Source organism: Brevundimonas sp. T2-11, assembly GCF_055397675.1.
The window spans coordinates 2,941,950-2,960,358 of sequence record NZ_AP027920.1 but is presented as its reverse complement, the minus strand read 5'-3'; the positions used below and the strand labels follow the sequence as shown (position 1 = coordinate 2,960,358).

Here is an 18,409-nt window from a genome sequence, read left to right as displayed (position 1 = left end):
GACGAGCTTTCTTCAGAAAAGCTTCCGTTACGTCACGTTTGCGCAAAGGCCTTGCGGTAACTGTTCCAGAACCGGAGTCTGCGAGCCGGGCGGCCTTCGCCTCCGGCCCGTGACAGGCCTTCGTCGAACAGGTTGTTGACCGTCATCGACAGGCGGACGTGGTCGGTCAGATCGTACTGGGCCGAGGCGTTGAACATCCAGCTGTCGCTGATGTAGGCGTCCTCGTCATAGTTCGGCAGCCTGCCCAGATACTGCTCCAGCGGACACGGCGCCGGGGCGATGACGCAGGGGCGGAACCGAGGCTTTGGCGGTTCCCGCGACAGTTGCTATTCCTGACGCCTTGGTGCCGTTGGGAGGCGCCGGAGGAGCTCATGCCCGGCAGCAAACCCGCCGTCGCCAAGATCAATGACGTGGCGCGCATGGCGGGGGTCTCGCCGATGACCGTCTCGCGCGTGATGAACAATGCGCCGGGCGTTCGGGCGAGCACGCGCGAGGCCGTTCTGAGCGCCGTGGCGGCGCTGGGCTATACGCCCAACGCCGCCGCGCGGAGCCTGGCCAGCGCAGGGGCGGGGAGGGTCGGCCTGCTCTATTCCAACCCCAGCGCCGGCTATCTGACGGAATTTCTGCTCGGGGCGCTGGAAGGCGCGCACAAGGCCGGGGCGCAACTGCTGATCGAGAAGTGCGAGGTTGATCCCGAGAGCGAACGGCGGGCGATCGCGCGACTGGCGGCTTCGGGGGTCAAGGGCGTGCTGCTGCCGCCGCCGCACGGCGAATCATGGGCGGCGCTGGCCGAGCTTCAGGCGCACGGGCTGGAAGCGGTCGCTGTGGCTGCCGGACGTTTTCGCTCGGGGGCGGCCAGCATACGCATCGACGACATGGCGGCCGCCGCCGAGATGACGCGTTACCTGCTGGAGCTCGGCCATCGCCGCATCGGCTTCATCAAGGGGGCGTCGAACCAGACGGCCAGCGCCGAGCGTCTGATCGGTTTCGAAACCGAGATGCGAGCGGCCACGCCTGCGGCCGAGGGCCTGATCGAGGCGGGGGACTTCACCTATCGCTCGGGATTCGAGGCGGCGGAGCGCCTGTTGTCGGCGACGAAGCGGCCGACCGCCATCTTCGCCAGCAATGACGAAATGGCCGCCGCCGCCATTGCAGCGGCCCATCGAAGGGGGCTGAACGTGCCCGCGGAATTGACGATCGTCGGGTTCGACGACACCCAGATCGCCACGACCCTGTGGCCGGCCCTGACCACTATTCGCCAGCCGATCGCCGACATGGCCGAGGCGGCCATCGGCCAATTGTGCGGGCCGCAGGGCGATGACGAGGCCGGCGGGCGCGGCGAACGCCTTCTTGATCATGTTCTGGTGAAGCGCGAGTCGAGCGCGCCGCCTTTGAACGCCGCATAAGTTCACCAGTGAAAATACTTGACGGACGGTCTCGGCTGGGTTGATGATAGCGCTAACACAGAGACCGGCCGGGGTTCCGCCTCGCGTCGGCGGAGGGGAAAGTGGCGTCCATCATCGAACATTTGCCGTCCGACTGGCGTCAGGCTCTGTTGGTCGGGCGTATCCAGACGGTCGAAGGGCCGACGCCGGTCCTGGTGCGGGACGGGCGGGTTGTGGACATTTCTTCGGTTGCATCGACCACGGCGCAGGCCCTGGCGTCGCCGGACCTGGCCGGCGCCCAGGGGCGCGACCTAGGCCCGCTGGGCGACATGGATTTCCGCACGGCCTGGGCTCCGGAAGGACAGGTCGACTTGCTGTCGCCGCTGGATCTGCAATGCATCAAGGCGTCGGGCGTGACCTTCGCGGTCTCTGCTCTGGAGCGGGTGATCGAGGAAAGGGCGCGTGGTGACGCAGCCGCCGCCGCCGCCATCCGCCAGGGCCTGCTGGACCGCATCGGCGGAGATCTGAAGGACCTACGGCCCGGTTCGATCGAGGCCGAAGCGGTCAAGGCGCAACTGATCGCTGACGGACTGTGGTCGCAGTATCTTGAAGTGGCGATCGGTCCCTATGCCGAGATCTTCACCAAGGCGCCCGTTCTGGCCTCGGTGGGTTGGGGCGCGGCGGTCGGCGTGCGGGCCGACTCGGACTGGAACAACCCGGAGCCGGAGGTCGTGGTCGTCTGCGATCCCGCCGGACGACCGGTCGGCGCCTGTCTGGGCAATGACGTGAACCTGCGCGACATCGAGGGGAGGTCGGCCTTGCTGCTGGGCAAGGCCAAGGACAACAACGCCTCGGCGGCGGTCGGTCCCTTCATCCGTCTGTTCGACGACGGCTTCAGCATGGACGACGTGCGCGTCGCCACGGTGCGGCTGGAGGTCGAAGGGCGGGACGGCTTCGTCATGAACGGCGAAAGCTCCATGCGGCTGATCAGCCGCGCCCCTGAGGATCTGGTGGCCCAGACCCTGAGCGCGCATCAGTATCCAGACGGTTTCGCCCTCTATCTCGGCACCATGTTCGCTCCGGTCGATGATCGCGGCGAGGCGGACAAGGGCTTTACCCACAAGATCGGCGACCGGGTGCGGGTATCGTCCGAGCGGCTCGGGGTGCTGGAGAATATCGTCACGACCTGTGATCAGGCGCCGCCCTGGACGATGGGCGTCGGTGACTTGATGAAGAACCTGGCCGGACGCGGTCTGCTGGGAGCCTCGGCATGAGCGACGCCGTCTATCCTTCGCTGCAAGGCCGCCTGGTGGTCGTCACCGGCGGCGGGTCAGGCATCGGCGCAGGCGTGGTCGAGGCCTTTGCTCGACAGGGCGCGCGCGTGGTCTTCTTCGACGTCGCGGAGACGGAGTCCCGCGCTCTGGAGGCGTCTCTGGCGCATCTGGACCCGGCGCCGGTCTTCCACTGGTGCGATCTGACGCGGATTGAGGCGCTGCAGACGGCGCTGAAGGACGTGGTCGCCCGCTTCGGCGCCGTTGACGTTCTGATCAACAACGCCGCCAGCGATGACCGGCACGCCCTGGCCGAGGTCACGCCCGCCTACTGGGACGACAGGATCGCGGTCAACCTGCGTCACCTCTATTTCGCCGCCCAGTCCGTGGCGCCGGCGATGCGGGCGCAGGGACGGGGGGTGATCCTGAACCTGGGTTCGATCAGCTGGCATCTGGGCCTGCCGGACCTGTCGATCTACGAGACTGCCAAGGCGGGCATCGAGGGCATGACGCGGGCGCTGGCGCGGGAACTGGGCGCGGACGGGGTGCGGGTCGCCTGCATCGTGCCGGGCAATGTCAGAACCCCGCGTCAGATGAAATGGTACACGCCCGAGGGCGAGGCCGAGATCGTCGCCGCCCAGTGTCTGAAGGGGCGCATCGAGCCGCGCGACGTGGCGGCCCTGGCCCTGTTTCTGGCCTCGGACGACGCCCGCTTCATCACCGGGCATGAGTATTTCGTGGACGCGGGCTGGCGCTGACGCAAACTGAGCGACTGCTGTCCGCATCAACGACGGGCGGCGAACAAGCAAGACCTGGGGAGGGTCGAAAATGGCGGGACCGACAGGGGCATCAGGCCCGGATATCGCGGGGAGTGATCGGGTCAACATGGCCTTCATCGCCCTGATCGTGGCCGTGGCCACCATCGGCGGCTTCATGTTCGGCTATGATTCCGGGGTCATCAACGGCACCCAGGACGGGCTGGAGGCGGCCTTCAACCTGTCGGCGCTGGGCACAGGCTTCAACGTCGGCGCCATCCTGCTGGGCTGCGCCTTCGGCGCCTTTGCGGCGGGCCGACTGGCGGACGCCGTGGGGCGTCGCACGGTGATGCAGATCGCCGCCGTCATGTTCATCATCTCGGCGATCTGGGCCGGGGCGGCGGACAGTTCGGCCCACTTCATCATCGCCCGCTTCATCGGGGGCCTGGGCGTCGGCGCGGCCTCGGTCCTGTCGCCGGCCTATATTTCCGAAGTCACCCCGGCCTCGATCCGGGGGCGGCTGTCGTCGGTGCAGCAGATCATGATCATCACCGGCCTGACCGGGGCCTTCGTCGCCAACTACGCCCTGGCCAAGACGGCGGGCGGGTCGACGGCGGAGTTCTGGCTGGGCTATCCGGCCTGGCGCTGGATGTTCTGGCTGCAGGTCGTGCCGGCCGCCATCTACTTCCTGGCCCTGCTGGCCATTCCCGAGAGCCCGCGCTTCCTGGTGGTCAAGAAGAAGGACGTTCAGGCCGAGGCCGTGCTGTCCAAGCTGTTCGGCCAGGGCGCGGGCGCCCGCAAGGTCGCCGAAATCCGCGCCTCGCTGGCGGCGGACCACAAGCCGCGCTTCGCCGACCTGCTGGACCCGGCCACGCGCAAGGTGCGTCCCATCGTCTGGGCGGGTCTGATCCTGGCGGTCTTCCAGCAGCTGGTCGGCATCAACATCGTCTTCTACTACGGCGCGGTGCTGTGGCAGTCGGTGGGCTTCTCGGAAAACGACGCCCTGCAGATCAACATCCTGTCCGGCGTCCTGTCGATCGCGGCCTGCCTGGGCGCCGTGGCGGTGATCGACAAGATCGGACGCAAGCCCCTGTTGCTGATCGGATCGGCGGGCATGTTCGTGACCCTGGCCGTCGTCGCCTGGTGCTTCTCCAAGGCGGTCATGGTCGACGGCTCGCTGCATCTGGACGACCAGACCGGCCTGACCGCACTGATCGCGGCCAACGCCTATGTGGTCTTCTTCAACCTCAGCTGGGGTCCGGTCATGTGGGTCATGCTGGGCGAGATGTTTCCCAACCAGATGCGCGGCTCGGCCCTGGCCGTCGCCGGCTTCGCCCAGTGGATCGCCAACTTCGCCATCTCGGTCAGCTTCCCCTGGATGGCGGCGACGCTGGGTCTGGTCGTGACCTATGGCTTCTATGCGGTCAGCGCCCTGATCTCCTTCTTCCTCGTCCAGGCCTGGGTGAAGGAGACGCGTGGTCGTGAACTGGAAGACATGGGCTGACGGCCGCCCTCTGCTAATGCTTCTCCCCGAAGACGGGCGGCGCTCCCCCGCCGCCCGTCGCCCTTAGAAAGGACTTTCCCATGACCGATACGCTGGAACTTTCGCACTGGATCGGCGGCGAGAAGGTGGGCGGGGATCTGTCGGGCGAGAGCCTGAACCCGTCCGACACGCGCGAGGTCGTGGCCCGCACGCCCAAGGGCGGGGCCGCAGAAGTGGATCAGGCGGTTCAGGCGGCCCGCGCCGCCTTCCCGGCATGGGCCGACGCCTCGCCCGAGGTGCGTTTCGACGTGCTGGACCGGGCCGGGTCCCTGTTGATGGAGCGTGCGCCCCAGATCGGCCGCCTGCTGTCGCGCGAGGAGGGCAAGACCCTGCCGGAGGGCATAGGCGAGACCATGCGCGCCGCCCGCATCCTGAAATACTTCGCCGGCGAGGCCCTGCGGGTTCATGGCCAGAACCTGGCCTCGACCCGTCCGGGCGTCGAGATCCAGACCTATCGCCAGCCCGTCGGGGTGTTCGGCCTGATCACGCCGTGGAACTTCCCCATCGCCATCCCGGCCTGGAAGATCGCCCCGGCCATCGCCTTCGGCAACACCGTCGTCATCAAGCCCGCCGGTCCGACTCCGGCCACGGCCGAGGCCCTGATCGCCATCCTGCATGAGGCGGGCCTGCCCAAGGGCGTGGTCAACATGGTCATCGGCGACGGCGACGTGGGCCGCGCCATCGTCGCCCATCCAGGTGTGGACGGCATTTCCTTCACCGGTTCGCAGGGCGTCGGCGCCGGGGTGGCCGAGGGGGCGATCAAGCGTCAGGCCCGGGTGCAACTGGAGATGGGCGGCAAGAACCCGCTGATCGTGCTGGACGACGCCGATCTGGAGCGGGCGGTGAACATCGCCCTGGACGGCAGCTTCTTCGCCACCGGCCAGCGCTGCACCGCCTCCAGCCGTCTGATCGTGCAGGACGGCATCCACGATCGCTTCGTCGCCCTGCTGGCCGAGAAGGTGGCGGCGCTTCGCGTCGGCGACGCGCTGGACCCCAACAGCCAGATGGGCCCGGCCGTGACCGAGGCCCAGCGCGACGTGTCGTACAACTACATCGACATCGCCCGGGACGGCGGCGGCCGGATCGTCACCGGCGGCGAGCGCCTGAGCCTCGAAAAGCCGGGCTGGTACGTCCAGCCGACCCTGATCGCGGACACCCTGCCGGACGCGCGGATCAACACCGAGGAGGTCTTCGGTCCGGTCGCCTCGACCATTCGCGTGGCCAGCTATGAAGAGGCCCTGGCGGTCGCCAACGGCGTCGAGTTCGGCCTGTCGGCGGGCATCGTCACCCAGTCGCTGAAGCACGCCCGCGACTTCCAGCGGAACGCCCGCGCCGGCATGACCATGGTCAACCTGGCCACCGCCGGGGTGGACTACCATGTGCCGTTCGGCGGCACGAAGAAGTCGTCCTACGGCCCGCGCGAACAGGGATTCGCGGCGGTCGAGTTCTACACCCAGATCAAGACCAGCTACTCGGCGGGCTGAGGGGCATGACCACGCCGACCCTCGTCTGGGATGTTCAGGCCGAACTGGGCGAGGGGCCGGTGTGGGACGCCGACCGGGCCTGTCTGTGGTTCGTCGATATCAAGGGGCGGCGGCTGCATCGCTACACGCCCGCAAGCGGCGGAAAGGCTTCGTGGGGCGCCCCGGACCAGATCGGTTTCGCCCTTCCGGCCGAGGACGGGTCGCTGATCTGCGGCGTGCGCGGCGGCCTCTATCGTTTCGATGTGGACATGGGCGACTTTTCCCTGTTCCAGCCGGTCGAGGCGGATCGGCCTCAGAACCGGCTCAACGACGGCTTCGTCGCGCCCGACGGCGCCCTGTGGTTCGGTTCGATGGACGATAGCGAGGAAGGCCGAACGGGCGCCCTCTATCGCTGGTTAAGGGGGGAGCTGACGCGCCACGACGACGGCTACGGCGTCACCAACGGGCCGTGTCTCAGCCCCGACGGACGGACCCTCTACCACCACGATACGCTGGAAAAGACGGTCCTGGCCTTCGACCATCATGAGGGCGTCCTGTCGAACCGGCGCGTCTTTGCGACGACCGAGGACGGCTATTGCGACGGGCCGAGCATGGACGCCGATGGGGTGCTGCACGTCGGTCTGTTCAACGGCTGGGGCGTGGCGCGGTTCGCGCCCGATGGTCAGCGTCTCGGGACCATCCGCTTTCCGGTCCAGACGGTGACCAAGGCGGCCTTTGGCGGGGCGGACGGGCGCGACCTCTATTGCACCACGGCCTGGCTGGGGAACGCCGACAAGCGCGCGGCGCAGCCGACGCTGGGCGGGCTCTATCACGTGCGAGTCGAGACGCCGGGCCTGCCGCAACACCGGATCGTGCTGTGAAATCTCGCGTGATCCGTCTGACGGCGGGCGACTGGATCTGCGAACTGCGGCCTGAGCTGGGCGGCGCGATCACCAGCCTCGGCCTTGGCGGACGGCCTGTCTTGCGCCCCACGCCCGAGACGGCTTCAGCGATCCTGGAGACGGCCTGCTTCCCCCTGATCCCCTACGCCAACCGCATCGCCGACGCCGGGTTCCAGTTTCAGGGGCGGGCCGTGGCCTTGCCTGTGCTGGAGGCCTTCGCGCCGCACGCCCTGCATGGCGACGGATGGCTCAACCCGTGGAAGGTGACGGCGCAGGGCCCTGACCATGCGACCATGAGGCTGGACTGGGCCGGTGACGCCGAAGGTTGGCCCTGGTCGTGGTCGGCGCAACAGACTGTGCGCCTGTCCGAGGCGGGGCTGCGCATCGACCTGAGGGCGACCAATACGGATCAGACGGCCCAGCCGATGGGACTGGGGCTGCATCCCTATTTCACGCGGTCCGATGACGCATGGCTGCAACTGGCGGCGACCGGGGTCTGGTTGACGGACGACCGCGAAATCCCGCATCGCTTGGCGTCGCCGGGGGAACTGATCGACTGGAGCGAGGGCGTGGCCCTGGTCGAGGCGCCCTTCGTCGATCACGCCTATGCCGGATGGACGGGGCCGGCGCGCCTGGCGACGGGCGGACGCACGGTGCTGGTCGATGCGAGCCCCAATGCAGGCTGGACCCAGGTCTATGCGCCGCGCGGAGAGACCTTCGTCTGCATCGAGCCGGTGACGCATCGTCCGGACGCCGTCCACGCGCCGTCCGGCGAGGCGACGGGCCTGGTCGTTCTGGAGCCGGGACAGTCGCTGGCCATATCGATGACGATCCGCATCGAAGACTGAACGCGCCGTCCGCGCGACAGCGGACGGCGGGCCGGTCAGTGGTTGTCGCGGGGCAGGCCCAGGGTGTCGACGATGCGGTGATATTTGACGGCGGGCTCCAGCACGGCGCCGGTCTCCAGCTCGCCGATCATGGAACGCTGGAACTCTTGCCAGGGGGTCTGCGACGCCGGGTATTTGTAACCGCCAGCCGCCTCGAAGGCGGCGCGGCGTGCGGCCATCTCGGCCTCGTCGATCAGCACGTCGACGCGGCGCGTATTCAGGTCGATCCGCATCCGGTCGCCGGTCTTCAGCAGGGCGATGTTGCCGCCGGTCGCCGCCTCGGGCGAGGCGTTCAGGATCGAGGGGCTGCCCGAGGTGCCGGACTGGCGTCCGTCGCCGATGCAGGGCAGGGCGTGGACCCCCTGTTTGATCAGATAGGCGGGCGGCCGCATGTTGACGACCTCGGCCGCGCCGGGATGGCCGACCGGGCCCGCGCCGCGCATCACCAGGATGCTGTCGGGTGTGACGCCTTCGGCCGGATCGTCGATGCGATGGTGGTAGTCCTCGGGTCCGTCGAAGACGACGACGTTGCCGGTGAAGGCGTCGGGGCTGGCCGGATCGGACAGGTAGCGGTCACGGAACTCGGCGCTGATGACGCTGGTCTTCATCACGGCGCTGTCGAAGACATTGCCTGACAGGACCAGGAAGCCCGCATCATTCACCAGGGCCGTGTCGAAGTCGCGGATGACGTCGGGCAGGACGACGCCGGCGTCCCGGCAGTTGTCGCCGATGGTCCGGCCGTTGACGGTCAGGGCGTCCTCATGGATCTGGCCGCGCCGCATCAGCTCGGCCACTACGGCGGGAACGCCGCCGGCCTGATGGAAGTCCTCGCCCAGATACTTGCCGGCGGGCTGCAGGTTCACCAGCAATGGCGTCCGGTGCCCGACCTCTTCCCAGGCCTGCAGAGGCAGATCGACGCCCGCGTGACGGGCCAGGGCGGTCAGGTGGATGGGGGCGTTGGTCGAGCCGCCGATGGCCGAGTTGACGACGATGGCGTTCTCGAACGCCTGGCGGGTCAGGATATCCGACGGTTTCAGGTCCTCGCGCACCATGTCGACGATGCGCTTGCCGGTCAGATAGGCGACCTGGGGCCGCTCGCGATAGGGGGCGGGAATGGCCGCCGAGCCGGGCAGGGACATCCCCAGGGCCTCGGCCAGGGAGTTCATCGTCGTCGCCGTGCCCATGGTGTTGCAGTAGCCGACCGAGGGCGCCGAGGTGGCCACCAGGTCGATGAACTCCTCATAACCGATCTCGCCCGCCGCCATCATCTCGCGGGCCTTCCAGATGATGGTGCCCGAGCCGACGCGCTCGCCCTTGTGCCAGCCGTTCAGCATGGGGCCGACCGACAGGGCGATGGCGGGAATGTCCACGGTCGCCGCCGCCATCAGACAGGCGGGCGTGGTCTTGTCGCAGCCGATGGTCAGGACGACTCCGTCGAGCGGATAGCCGTACAGCAGTTCGACCAGACCCATATAGGCCAGGTTGCGGTCCAGCCCCGCCGTGGGACGCTTGCCGGTTTCCTGAATGGGGTGGACGGGGAATTCCAGGGCCACGCCGCCCGCCTCGCGGATGCCCTCGCGCACCCGCTTGGCCAGTTCGATATGGTGGCGGTTGCAGGGGCTGAGGTCCGAGCCCGTCTGGGCGATGCCGATGATGGGCTTGCCCGAGCGCAGCTCATCCAGCGTCAGACCGTAGTTCAGATACCGTTCCAGATAGAGGGCGGTCATGTCGGGGTTGGATGGGTTGTCGAACCAGGCGCGGCTGCGCAGGCGCTTGTCGGATTGGTCGCTCATCAGTTCCAGCCGCCGTCGACGATATGGTGTTGGTTGGTGATGGCCCCGGCTTCGTCGGAGCACATGAAGACGACGACGCGGGCGACGTCGTCAGGGACCAGGCGGCGCTTCAGGCACTGGTTTTCGTAGATGCTCTTTTCGGTCTCCGGCGTCACCCACAGCGCCAGCTGGCGCTCGGTCATGATCCAGCCGGGCGCGACGGCGTTCACGCGAACGCCGAATTCGCCGAAGTCGCGGGCCAGCGACCGGGTCAGCCCCAGGACCGCCGACTTGGACGCCGTATAGGCCGCCATGCCGCCCTGTCCGATGACCCACGAACAGGAGCCGAGGTTGACGATGGCGCCCTTGCCGGTCGCCTTCATGTCGGGGAGGACGGCCTGGGCGGCGAAGAACTGATGCTTCAGGTTCACCGCCATGCGGTTGTCCCAGTAGGCCTCGGTCACCGACAGGGTGTCGTGCCGCTCGTCATGGGCGGCGTTGTTGATCAGCACGTCGATGGAGCCGAACCGGTCACGAACCGACTGAATGGCGGACTGAAGCGCCGGGATGTCGGTCACGTCGCACGGGACGAACAGGGCGCTGTCGCCGAGATCGGATTGCAGCGCATCCCCGCGCGCCTGGTCGATGTCGAGAACACCGACGCGGGCGCCCTGGACCGCGAAGGCGCGGCTGATGGATTCGCCTATGCCGCCGGCGCCGCCGGTGACGATGACGACCTTGCCGGCAAGGTCAGGATAGATGGCGGCCATGCGTTTCCCTGCATCACGGCGGGCCGAAGCCCGCATCGATCACGGCGGATCGATCTTTCACTGTTGAAAGCAATCTTGCAGACGAAAATGATATGACATGTGGCGCAAGTCAACGCGCCGCAGGGGGCTGCGCGTGAATTTCAGGGCTGGGCCACTGCGGACATGTCCTCCGAGATCGAGGCGGCGGCGGCGCGCAGATGCTCCAGCGCCGTGTCGATGTCGCAGACCGGCGGGGTGCGCTGGATGTAGGGGGTGATGAGGGTGGCGATGATGCTGTCGGCCCCCATGATCGGCGCCACCAGGTCGGTGACGCCGGCCACGAAGTCGCTCTCGCGCCGGACATAGCCCTGGGCCCCGGCCGCTTCGGCCGCCTTGATGTATCGGGCGACCCGCTCGACGCCGTATTGGGGTTGGAGCCGCGCCTTCAGATCCGCCTGGGCGGCCTCGGACGCCCGGCCGTAGAACATCAGGCCCGAACTGGCGTCGATGATGTTGCGGCGATAGCCCAGTCTCACCGAGTAGCCGAGATCGCCCGGGCCCTCGATCCGGGCGACGACGACGATCTGGTCGTCGGTCGGCACCACCAGGTGGCAGGACTGAACGGTGGAGGCGGCCAGGGCGCGCATGGCGGGCAGGGCCGCCTCGACCAGGGACTTCACGGGCGCCTGCGCCATGCCCAGGGTGAACAGGCGGTTGGTCAGGCGATACCCTTCGGTCGTCGCCTCAATGTAGCGGCGAAACTCCAGCACCTGAATCATGCGGAACAGTTCGCTGACCGATCGGCCCAGCTCGACCGACATCTGCGAAGGGGTCATCGGCTCGCCGTGGGTGGACAGGAGCTCCAGCACGTCCAGCCCCTTTTCAAGAGCGGGCGCGCGATACTTGCGGTCGTCGGTGTCGTCCTGAAGCGTCATCGTTTCTCTTCCTGCGACGCTCCGGGCCGGTCGGCGTGCGGCGGCGGGGCGTTGTAAATCCACTCTTAAAATGCATCGCCAGATATGAAAACCATTGGACGATAACAAAACGCTCGCCTAAGCCTGGGTCAAAGCCCGTGGAGGGGCGAGGCTAGGGGAGAGCTTCATGTCGCTCGCGACGGTCGATCTGGTCATTCTGGCGATCTACGGGATCGCCATCTTCGGTCTGGCCCAGTGGGTCTCTCGAGACAAGGGCGGAGAGCGCAAGACTTCGACGGACTATTTCATGGCCTCGAAGAGCTTGCCGTGGTGGGCGATCGGCGCGTCCCTGATCGCCGCCAACATTTCGGCCGAGCAGATCATCGGCATGAGCGGGTCTGGCTATGTGATCGGCCTGGGCATCGCCTCCTATGAGTGGATGGCGGCGCTGACCCTGCTGATCGTGGGCAAGTTCTTCCTGCCGATCTTCCTGCGCAACGACATCGTCACCATGCCGCAGTTCCTGCAGCAGCGGTACGGGCCGACCATCCGCAACGTCATGGCCGTCTTCTGGCTGCTGCTCTATGTCTTCGTCAACGTGACCTCCATCCTGTGGCTGGGGTCGATCGCGGTGAATACGGTCACGGGCTTCAACCAGGACTACGCCATCGTCGCCATCGGCGTCTTCGCCCTGGCCTATCAGCTGTGGGGCGGTCTGAAGGCGGTGGCCCTGACGGACATCGTCCAGGTGGCCTTGCTGGTTTGCGGCGGCCTGATCATCGGCTTCATCGCCCTGTCGACCATAGGCGGCGACGGCGGGGCCGCGGCCGGCTTCCACACCCTGCTGACCCAGTTCCCGGAGAAATTCGACATGATCCTGTCGAAGGATAATCCGCACTATCAGGAACTGCCCGGCATCGCCGTCCTGCTGGGCGGCCTGTGGGTCATGAACATCAGCTACTGGGGCTTTAACCAGTACATCATTCAGCGCGCCCTGGCGGCCAAGTCGGTCGCCGAGGCTCAGAAGGGCATCGCCTTCGCCGCCTATCTGAAGCTGCTGATGCCGGTGATCGTGGTGCTGCCCGGAATGGCCGCCCTGGTCCTGGCGCCGAACCTGACCGCGCCGGACCAGGCCTATCCGACGATGATGAACCTGCTGCCGGTCGGTCTGAAGGGGCTGGTCTTCGCCGCCCTGATCGCGGCCATCATCGCCTCGCTGGCGTCCAAGGTGAACTCCATCTCGACCATCTTCACCCTGGATCTCTACGCCAAGGTCCGGAAGGAGGCTTCCGAAACCCATCTGGTGGCGGTGGGGCGTCTCGCCGCCGTCGGCGCGGTGATCATCGGCATTCTGACGGCGCGCCCCCTGCTGGGCGGTTTCAGTCAGGCTTTCCAGTTCATCCAGGACTTCACGGGCTTCTTCACCCCCTCGATCGTGGTCATCTTCATCCTGGGCCTGTTCTGGAAGCGTGCTTCCGAGGCCGGCGCCCTGACGGCCGCCATCGGCGGGGTCGCCCTGTCAGGTCTGCTGTGGCAGCTGGACCGTATGGACCTGTTCATCTTGCCCTTCATGAACCGCGTGGGCCTGGTCTTTGTCGCGGCCCTGATCGCGGCGGTGGTGGTGTCCCTACTGTCGCCGCCCAAGCCGGACACGATGAAAATTCGTCTGGACGGCGTCAGCTACAGGACGTCCATCGGCTTCAATATCGCCGCCGTCGGCGTGATCGCCTTCCTGATCGCGGTCTATTCGATCTGGTGGTGACATCGATCCAGGCGGAAGGCGGAGGGCGTCGCTGGCATCAGCGGCGCCTTTCTTCTTTCCGTAGCCTGATCAAGGGCGGTCAGCCGGGAAACCCGGCGCAAACCCCTGGATGGATGATAGCGCTATCAGAAATAGCTTTTCAACGCGTGAAACTTTGTGCATCCTTGAAACGTGAGCCGCGTCTCCAGAGTGCGGGAGGGTCACATAGGGAGGGATGTCGTTCCACGGACGCTTAAGCGCCGGGTGCGACCAGCAGGAAGGAAAGAGACTGGTGTCTCGATATAATCGCGCGCGTCGTGTGGCCCTGTTGTGCGGGGCGTCCATGGTGGCGGTGGCGGCGTTGACGCCGGCCGTCTCCCTGGCTCAGGAAACCCAGTCTCAACAGTCGGAAGACGCCACCACGGTCGACGAGGTCGTCGTCACCGGCATTCGCGCCCAGCTTCGCTCGGCCCAGGCGATCAAGCAGAATTCGGAAGTCATCGTCGATTCCATCACGGCGGTGGACATCGGCGCCCTGCCGGACCGTTCCGTGTCCGAGGCTCTGCAGCGGGTTTCGGGCATCACGCTCCAGCGCACCAACGAGGCGCGCGATCCCGCCCGTCTGGCGGCCGAGGGCGGCGGCGTCTTCATTCGCGGCCTGTCCTGGGTGCGTTCGGAAACCAACGGCCGCGACATCTTCTCGGCGCGCAACGGCCGGGGCCTGTCCTTCGAGGATATTTCGGCGGACCTGCTGGCGGGCGTGGACGTGTTCAAGAACCCCGCCGCCAACCAGATCGAAGGCGGCATCGGCGGCACGGTCAATCTGAAGACGCGCATGCCGTTCGATCAGGCGGACCGACTGGTCGCCGTTTCGGCTGACTATAATTACGGCGACCTGGTCGAGGACGGCTACTGGTCGGGCAGCGCCATCTTCTCGGATCGCTGGCAGACCGGGTTCGGCGAGGTCGGCCTGCTGGCCAATTTCAGCCTGTCCAATGTCGGAAACCGCACCAACTCGATCACGACGGACCGCTTTGATCCGGTCCAGGTCGGGGGCGAAACCGTCTATCAACCGAAATACCTGGGCTGGCGCGACGGTCGCTGGGAGCAGGAGCGGACCGCCTACGCCCTGGCGCTGCAGTGGCGGCCGACCGACGACCTGCTCTTCACGGCGCAGGGCTTCTACAGCAAGGCCGATCCCACCAATATCGAGCGCGTCGGCGGCATCCAGGACGCCACCACCCTGTGCGCATCACCCGGCCTGACCTACGACAACGGCGTTCTGATCAGCGGCACCCTGACCGGCTACAACGCCGGCGGCGGGTGCTGGCCCACGGCGTCCGCCGTGGGAAGCATGGGGACGCTGGAAGGCATCACCTATGACGGCAACACCCGTTACGGCGAGGACCACAAGACGACCGGCGACTACTCGCTGAACGTCCGGTACACGCCCGGCGCCTGGGAGTTCAGCGGCGACATCCAGTATGTGAAGTCGACGGCCGAACTGATGAGCATGACGGTCGGCACCCAGCGCTCCATGCTGGGCACGGATCCGCTCAGTGCGATCATTGACATCGGCGGCTCCGTGCCGTCGATCGAGATCGTCGGCGGCGATCTGAACCGCGCCCAGGACTATTACTGGGGCTACGCCATGGACCACGTCGAGGACAACGAGGCGGAGTCCCTGGCCTGGCGCGGCGACGCCACCTATAATTTCGAGAACAGCAGCTGGCTGCGCAGCATCGCCGTCGGCTATCGGGGCACGGACAAGACCTACATCACGCGGCAGACCAACTGGAACTGGAGCATCCTGTCGGCCCAGTACTGGGGCCTGACCAACTGGATGGGGGAATACACCCCGGTCTTCCTGAACGACGGCAGCCTGAACGCCGCCTTGCCGTCGCACACCGAATACTACGCCTTCGACAACTTCTTCCGCGGCGACATCGCGGCGCCCGGCGGCTTCTGGCTGCCGACGGCGAGCACCGTGAGCCAGGGGCGCCAGTACGCCTATGACCTGTTCTCGGCGATCACCGGCCGCACGGCGGAGAACGGCGGTCAGGGATGGGGATGGTCGCCGGCCTCGACCGACTTCGCCAACTTCACGCCTGGCGGCGACAACCCGACCGCCGGGGTGACGGAGCAGGACGAGAAGACCCACGCCATCTACGCCCATCTGCGTTTCGCCAACGACACGGCCCTGCCGTGGCCCGTGGACGGCAATGTCGGCGTCCGCGTGGTCAAGACGGAAGCTTCCACCCAGGCCCGCGTGCAACTGCCGACCCTGTCGAGCCAGGTCTGCCCCGGTCCGGATGCGGCGTCCTGCGCGGCTTTCAACCAGGCCACGGCCTTCGCCCAGGGCGGCGTGATCCAGGGCGTCAATACCTCGAATGACTATACCGAGGTGCTGCCCAGCCTGAACATCAGGGCTCACCTCAGGGACGATCTCCAGCTGCGCTTCGCCGCCTCGCGCGCCATGGTGCGGCCGGACTTCAACCAGATGCAGCCCTATACGACCCTGGCCGTGAACTTTGCGGCGGACGGGTATACGCTCAATCCGACCTCGCCCTACACCGGCACCGGCGGCAATCCCAATCTGAAGCCGATCATGGCGGATCAGTTCGACGCCAGCCTGGAATGGTATTTCTCGCATACGGGCAGCCTGACGGCGGCGGTCTTCTACAAGAAGATCAAGGACTACATCTATTCGGGCGTCAGCCGCGAGAGCTTCACCAACAACGGCGTGACGCTGGACTTCGACGTGACGCGTCAGATGAACGGGGAAGAAGGCACTGTTCAGGGCTTCGAGATCGCCTATCAGCAGTTCTTCGACTTCCTGCCGGGACCGTTCGCGGGCCTGGGGGTTCAGGCCAACTACACCTACATCGACAGCGACGGCGGCCGAAACACGGCGGTCAACATCTTCGACCCGAACCAGACCGCCGGCGGCGGGAATCTGGAGCTGCCTTTGGAAGGCATGTCGCCCACCAGCTATAATCTGGCGGCCCTCTATGAGCGTGGACGGATCTCGGCCCGTCTGGCCTGGAACTGGCGTGAGAAGTACCTGCTGACCACGTCGGCGGCGAACATCAACGCCCCGGTCTGGTCGGAAGACTACGGCCAGCTGGACGGCTCTATCTTCTTCACCATCAATGATCGGGTGAAGCTGGGGGTTCAGGCGACCAACCTGACCCAGGAGCGCACCATCCTGCGTGTGGGTCATGGCGACCGCATGCCGCGTTACAGCTGGGTCGACACCGACCGTCGCGTCGCCGCCGTGTTGCGCGCCCGGTTCTGATCCAGCCAGTCTGAAGCGGGGCGTCGGTTCGCCGGCGCTCCGTCTGTTTTCTTGTAGTCGACGTTGGGGAGACGCCGATGAAACTGTTCGTATCCAGTCTGGGCGGCGCCCTGGCCGCGGCTCTGATTTTCGCGACCTGCGTCGGCCCCGTTCGGGCGCAGTCGCCCATTCCGCAACTGGTCGAGCAGAACGGGCGTCATGCCCTGATGGTCGATGGCGCGCCCTTCACCATGCTGGCCGGCCAGGTCAACAACTCCACCAACTATCCCGCGCCCCTTGCCGAAGCCTGGCCCGCCGTGCGCTATGTCGGCGCCAATACGGTTCAGGTCCCCATCGCCTGGGAGCAGATCGAGCCGGAGGAGGGGCGTTTCGACTTTTCCTTCGTGGATCATCTGATTGCGGAGGCGCGTCGCAGCGATGTGCGTCTGGTCATCCTGTGGTTCGCCACCTGGAAGAACACCTCGCCGAAATACGCCCCGGCCTGGGTCAAGCTGAATCCCGGGCGTTTCCCGCACCTGATCCAGAAGGACGGGACGGAATCCTACGCCATGTCGCCCTATGGCCAGGAGACGCTCGCCGCCGACGCGCGGGCCTTCGCGGCCCTGATGCGCCATATCCGCCAGGTCGATGAGCGCCAGCGCACCGTCATCATGGTCCAGCCCGAGAACGAAGTCGGCACCTATGGCTCGGTGCGGGACTACTCGCCCGCCGCCCAGGCCGCCTTTGAAGGTCCCGTGCCCCGGGCCCTGCTGGACCGCACCGGCAAGGCGCCGGGCAGCTGGTCCTCGGTGTTCGGCGAGGAGGCCGAGGAGTTCTTCCACGCCTGGTCGATCGCCACCTATGTCAACACGGTCGCCGAGGCGGGCGCGCGCGAGTATCCGCTGCCCATGTACGTCAACGCGGCCCTGCCGGACCCGCATGAACGCACGGCGCCGACCAACTACGCCTCGGGCGGTCCGGTCTGGCCGGTGTTCGACGTCTGGAAGGCGGCCGCGCCGTCGATCGCCATGCTTAGCCCCGACATCTACAATCGGGAATCGCGCACCTATGAGGGGCATCTGGATCGCTACGCCCGACCGGACAACGCCCTGTTCGTCGCCGAGACCGGCAATGACACGCCCTACGCCCGCTATCTGTTTTCCGTGCTCGGGCGCGGCGGGATCGGCTTCTCGCCGTTCGGGATCGATTACACCGGCTACGCCAATTATCCGCTCGGCGCGCCCGCGGTGGACGAGAAGGCGCTGACGCCCTTCCGCGACGTCTATCGCCTGGTCGCGCCGTGGCAGAGGGTCTGGGCGCGCGCGGCTTTCGCCGGCAAGGTCTGGGGCGTCGCCGAGCCGGACGACCGGGCCTCGCAGACCCTGGACCTGGGGGACTGGACGGCCACCGTCGGCTATCGCCGCTGGCAGTTCGGTCAACCCGACTGGACCTGGCTGGGACCGCTGGCGGACGTGCCGGGCACGGACAAGCCCAACGGGGGAGCCCTGATCGCCGAGGTCGCGCCGGGCGAGTTCATCGTCACCGGCTATCGCGCCCGTATCGATTTTACGGCCAAGCCTGCGACCGATGGCCGACGCCGCATGGTCGTCCGCTATGAGGAGGGCCGTTTCGACGACGCCGGACAATGGGTGTTCGAGCGCATCTGGAACGGCGACCAGACCGACTATGGCCTGAATTTCACCGACCGGCCGCGCCTGCTGCGCGTCGTCACCGCCACCTATTGATCCCG

The 18,409-nt window shown here is 66.8% G+C and carries 14 protein-coding genes; 10 read left to right on the top strand and 4 right to left on the bottom strand.

The window, feature by feature from the left end:
• Positions 1-32 precede the first annotated feature (32 nt).
• A complete protein-coding gene (locus tag ACZ5XO_RS14330; RefSeq protein ID WP_464163066.1) occupies positions 33-197 on the bottom strand; it encodes a hypothetical protein in 165 nt (54 codons plus the stop codon).
• A gap of 174 nt (positions 198-371) precedes the next feature.
• Between ACZ5XO_RS14330 and ACZ5XO_RS14325 the strand changes: the two genes are divergently transcribed.
• From ACZ5XO_RS14325 to ACZ5XO_RS14295, 7 genes are all read left to right on the top strand, one after another.
• Complete coding sequence (locus tag ACZ5XO_RS14325; RefSeq protein WP_464163065.1) at positions 372-1,406, top strand: LacI family DNA-binding transcriptional regulator; 1,035 nt, start codon at positions 372-374, stop codon at positions 1,404-1,406.
• 101 nt (positions 1,407-1,507) lie between these two features.
• Positions 1,508-2,659, top strand: a complete 1,152-nt coding sequence (locus ACZ5XO_RS14320) for a fumarylacetoacetate hydrolase family protein (RefSeq protein ID WP_464163064.1) — start codon at positions 1,508-1,510, stop codon at positions 2,657-2,659.
• Entirely contained in the window at positions 2,656-3,414 is a 759-nt protein-coding gene (locus ACZ5XO_RS14315) for an SDR family NAD(P)-dependent oxidoreductase (RefSeq protein WP_464163063.1), read from the top strand. Before ACZ5XO_RS14320 ends, ACZ5XO_RS14315 begins: the two co-directional genes overlap by 4 nt.
• Positions 3,415-3,484: 70 nt before the next feature.
• Positions 3,485-4,915: a sugar porter family MFS transporter gene (locus ACZ5XO_RS14310; RefSeq protein WP_464163062.1), complete on the top strand. Its 1,431-nt coding sequence runs from the start codon at positions 3,485-3,487 to the stop codon at positions 4,913-4,915.
• An 80-nt stretch (positions 4,916-4,995) separates the two neighbouring features.
• Positions 4,996-6,438 carry an aldehyde dehydrogenase family protein gene (locus ACZ5XO_RS14305; protein WP_464163061.1) on the top strand — a complete coding sequence of 481 codons (1,443 nt, stop codon included), beginning with the start codon at positions 4,996-4,998 and terminating at the stop codon, positions 6,436-6,438.
• 5 nt (positions 6,439-6,443) lie between these two features.
• On the top strand, positions 6,444-7,298 hold the full coding sequence (locus ACZ5XO_RS14300; protein WP_464163060.1) for an SMP-30/gluconolactonase/LRE family protein: 855 nt from the start codon (positions 6,444-6,446) through the stop codon (positions 7,296-7,298).
• Positions 7,295-8,167, top strand: coding sequence for an aldose 1-epimerase (locus ACZ5XO_RS14295; protein WP_464163059.1), 873 nt, complete (start codon positions 7,295-7,297; stop codon positions 8,165-8,167). Before ACZ5XO_RS14300 ends, ACZ5XO_RS14295 begins: the two co-directional genes overlap by 4 nt.
• A 35-nt stretch (positions 8,168-8,202) precedes the next feature.
• Here ACZ5XO_RS14295 and ACZ5XO_RS14290 read toward each other — a convergent pair whose 3' ends face one another.
• From ACZ5XO_RS14290 to ACZ5XO_RS14280, 3 genes are all read right to left on the bottom strand, one after another.
• Positions 8,203-9,999: an IlvD/Edd family dehydratase gene (locus tag ACZ5XO_RS14290; protein WP_464163058.1), complete on the bottom strand. Its 1,797-nt coding sequence runs from the start codon at positions 9,997-9,999 to the stop codon at positions 8,203-8,205.
• Entirely contained in the window at positions 9,999-10,748 is a 750-nt protein-coding gene (locus ACZ5XO_RS14285; protein ID WP_464163057.1) for an SDR family NAD(P)-dependent oxidoreductase, read from the bottom strand. The genes ACZ5XO_RS14290 and ACZ5XO_RS14285 overlap by 1 nt, the downstream gene beginning before the upstream one ends.
• A 140-nt stretch (positions 10,749-10,888) precedes the next feature.
• A complete protein-coding gene (locus ACZ5XO_RS14280; RefSeq protein ID WP_464163056.1) occupies positions 10,889-11,662 on the bottom strand; it encodes an IclR family transcriptional regulator in 774 nt (257 codons plus the stop codon).
• A gap of 166 nt (positions 11,663-11,828) precedes the next feature.
• On the opposite strand from ACZ5XO_RS14280, the gene ACZ5XO_RS14275 reads away from it, so the two are divergent.
• From ACZ5XO_RS14275 to ACZ5XO_RS14265, 3 genes are all read left to right on the top strand, one after another.
• Positions 11,829-13,403: a sodium/sugar symporter gene (locus tag ACZ5XO_RS14275; protein WP_464163055.1), complete on the top strand. Its 1,575-nt coding sequence runs from the start codon at positions 11,829-11,831 to the stop codon at positions 13,401-13,403.
• A 271-nt stretch (positions 13,404-13,674) separates the two neighbouring features.
• A complete protein-coding gene (locus tag ACZ5XO_RS14270) occupies positions 13,675-16,680 on the top strand; it encodes a TonB-dependent receptor (protein ID WP_464163054.1) in 3,006 nt (1,001 codons plus the stop codon).
• Between the two features lie 77 nt (positions 16,681-16,757).
• Positions 16,758-18,404, top strand: a complete 1,647-nt coding sequence (locus ACZ5XO_RS14265) for a DUF5597 domain-containing protein (RefSeq protein WP_464163053.1) — start codon at positions 16,758-16,760, stop codon at positions 18,402-18,404.
• Positions 18,405-18,409: the final 5 nt, after the last annotated feature.

Coding starts and splice junctions, on each gene's coding strand:
- ACZ5XO_RS14280 (WP_464163056.1), bottom strand. CDS start 11,662: ATGACGCTTCAGGACGACACCGACGACCGCAAGTATCGCGCGCCCGCT.
- ACZ5XO_RS14285 (WP_464163057.1), bottom strand. CDS start 10,748: ATGGCCGCCATCTATCCTGACCTTGCCGGCAAGGTCGTCATCGTCACC.
- ACZ5XO_RS14275 (WP_464163055.1), top strand. CDS start 11,829: ATGTCGCTCGCGACGGTCGATCTGGTCATTCTGGCGATCTACGGGATC.
- ACZ5XO_RS14290 (WP_464163058.1), bottom strand. CDS start 9,999: ATGAGCGACCAATCCGACAAGCGCCTGCGCAGCCGCGCCTGGTTCGAC.
- ACZ5XO_RS14325 (WP_464163065.1), top strand. CDS start 372: ATGCCCGGCAGCAAACCCGCCGTCGCCAAGATCAATGACGTGGCGCGC.
- ACZ5XO_RS14315 (WP_464163063.1), top strand. CDS start 2,656: ATGAGCGACGCCGTCTATCCTTCGCTGCAAGGCCGCCTGGTGGTCGTC.
- ACZ5XO_RS14310 (WP_464163062.1), top strand. CDS start 3,485: ATGGCGGGACCGACAGGGGCATCAGGCCCGGATATCGCGGGGAGTGAT.
- ACZ5XO_RS14330 (WP_464163066.1), bottom strand. CDS start 197: ATGTTCAACGCCTCGGCCCAGTACGATCTGACCGACCACGTCCGCCTG.
- ACZ5XO_RS14305 (WP_464163061.1), top strand. CDS start 4,996: ATGACCGATACGCTGGAACTTTCGCACTGGATCGGCGGCGAGAAGGTG.
- ACZ5XO_RS14265 (WP_464163053.1), top strand. CDS start 16,758: ATGAAACTGTTCGTATCCAGTCTGGGCGGCGCCCTGGCCGCGGCTCTG.
- ACZ5XO_RS14300 (WP_464163060.1), top strand. CDS start 6,444: ATGACCACGCCGACCCTCGTCTGGGATGTTCAGGCCGAACTGGGCGAG.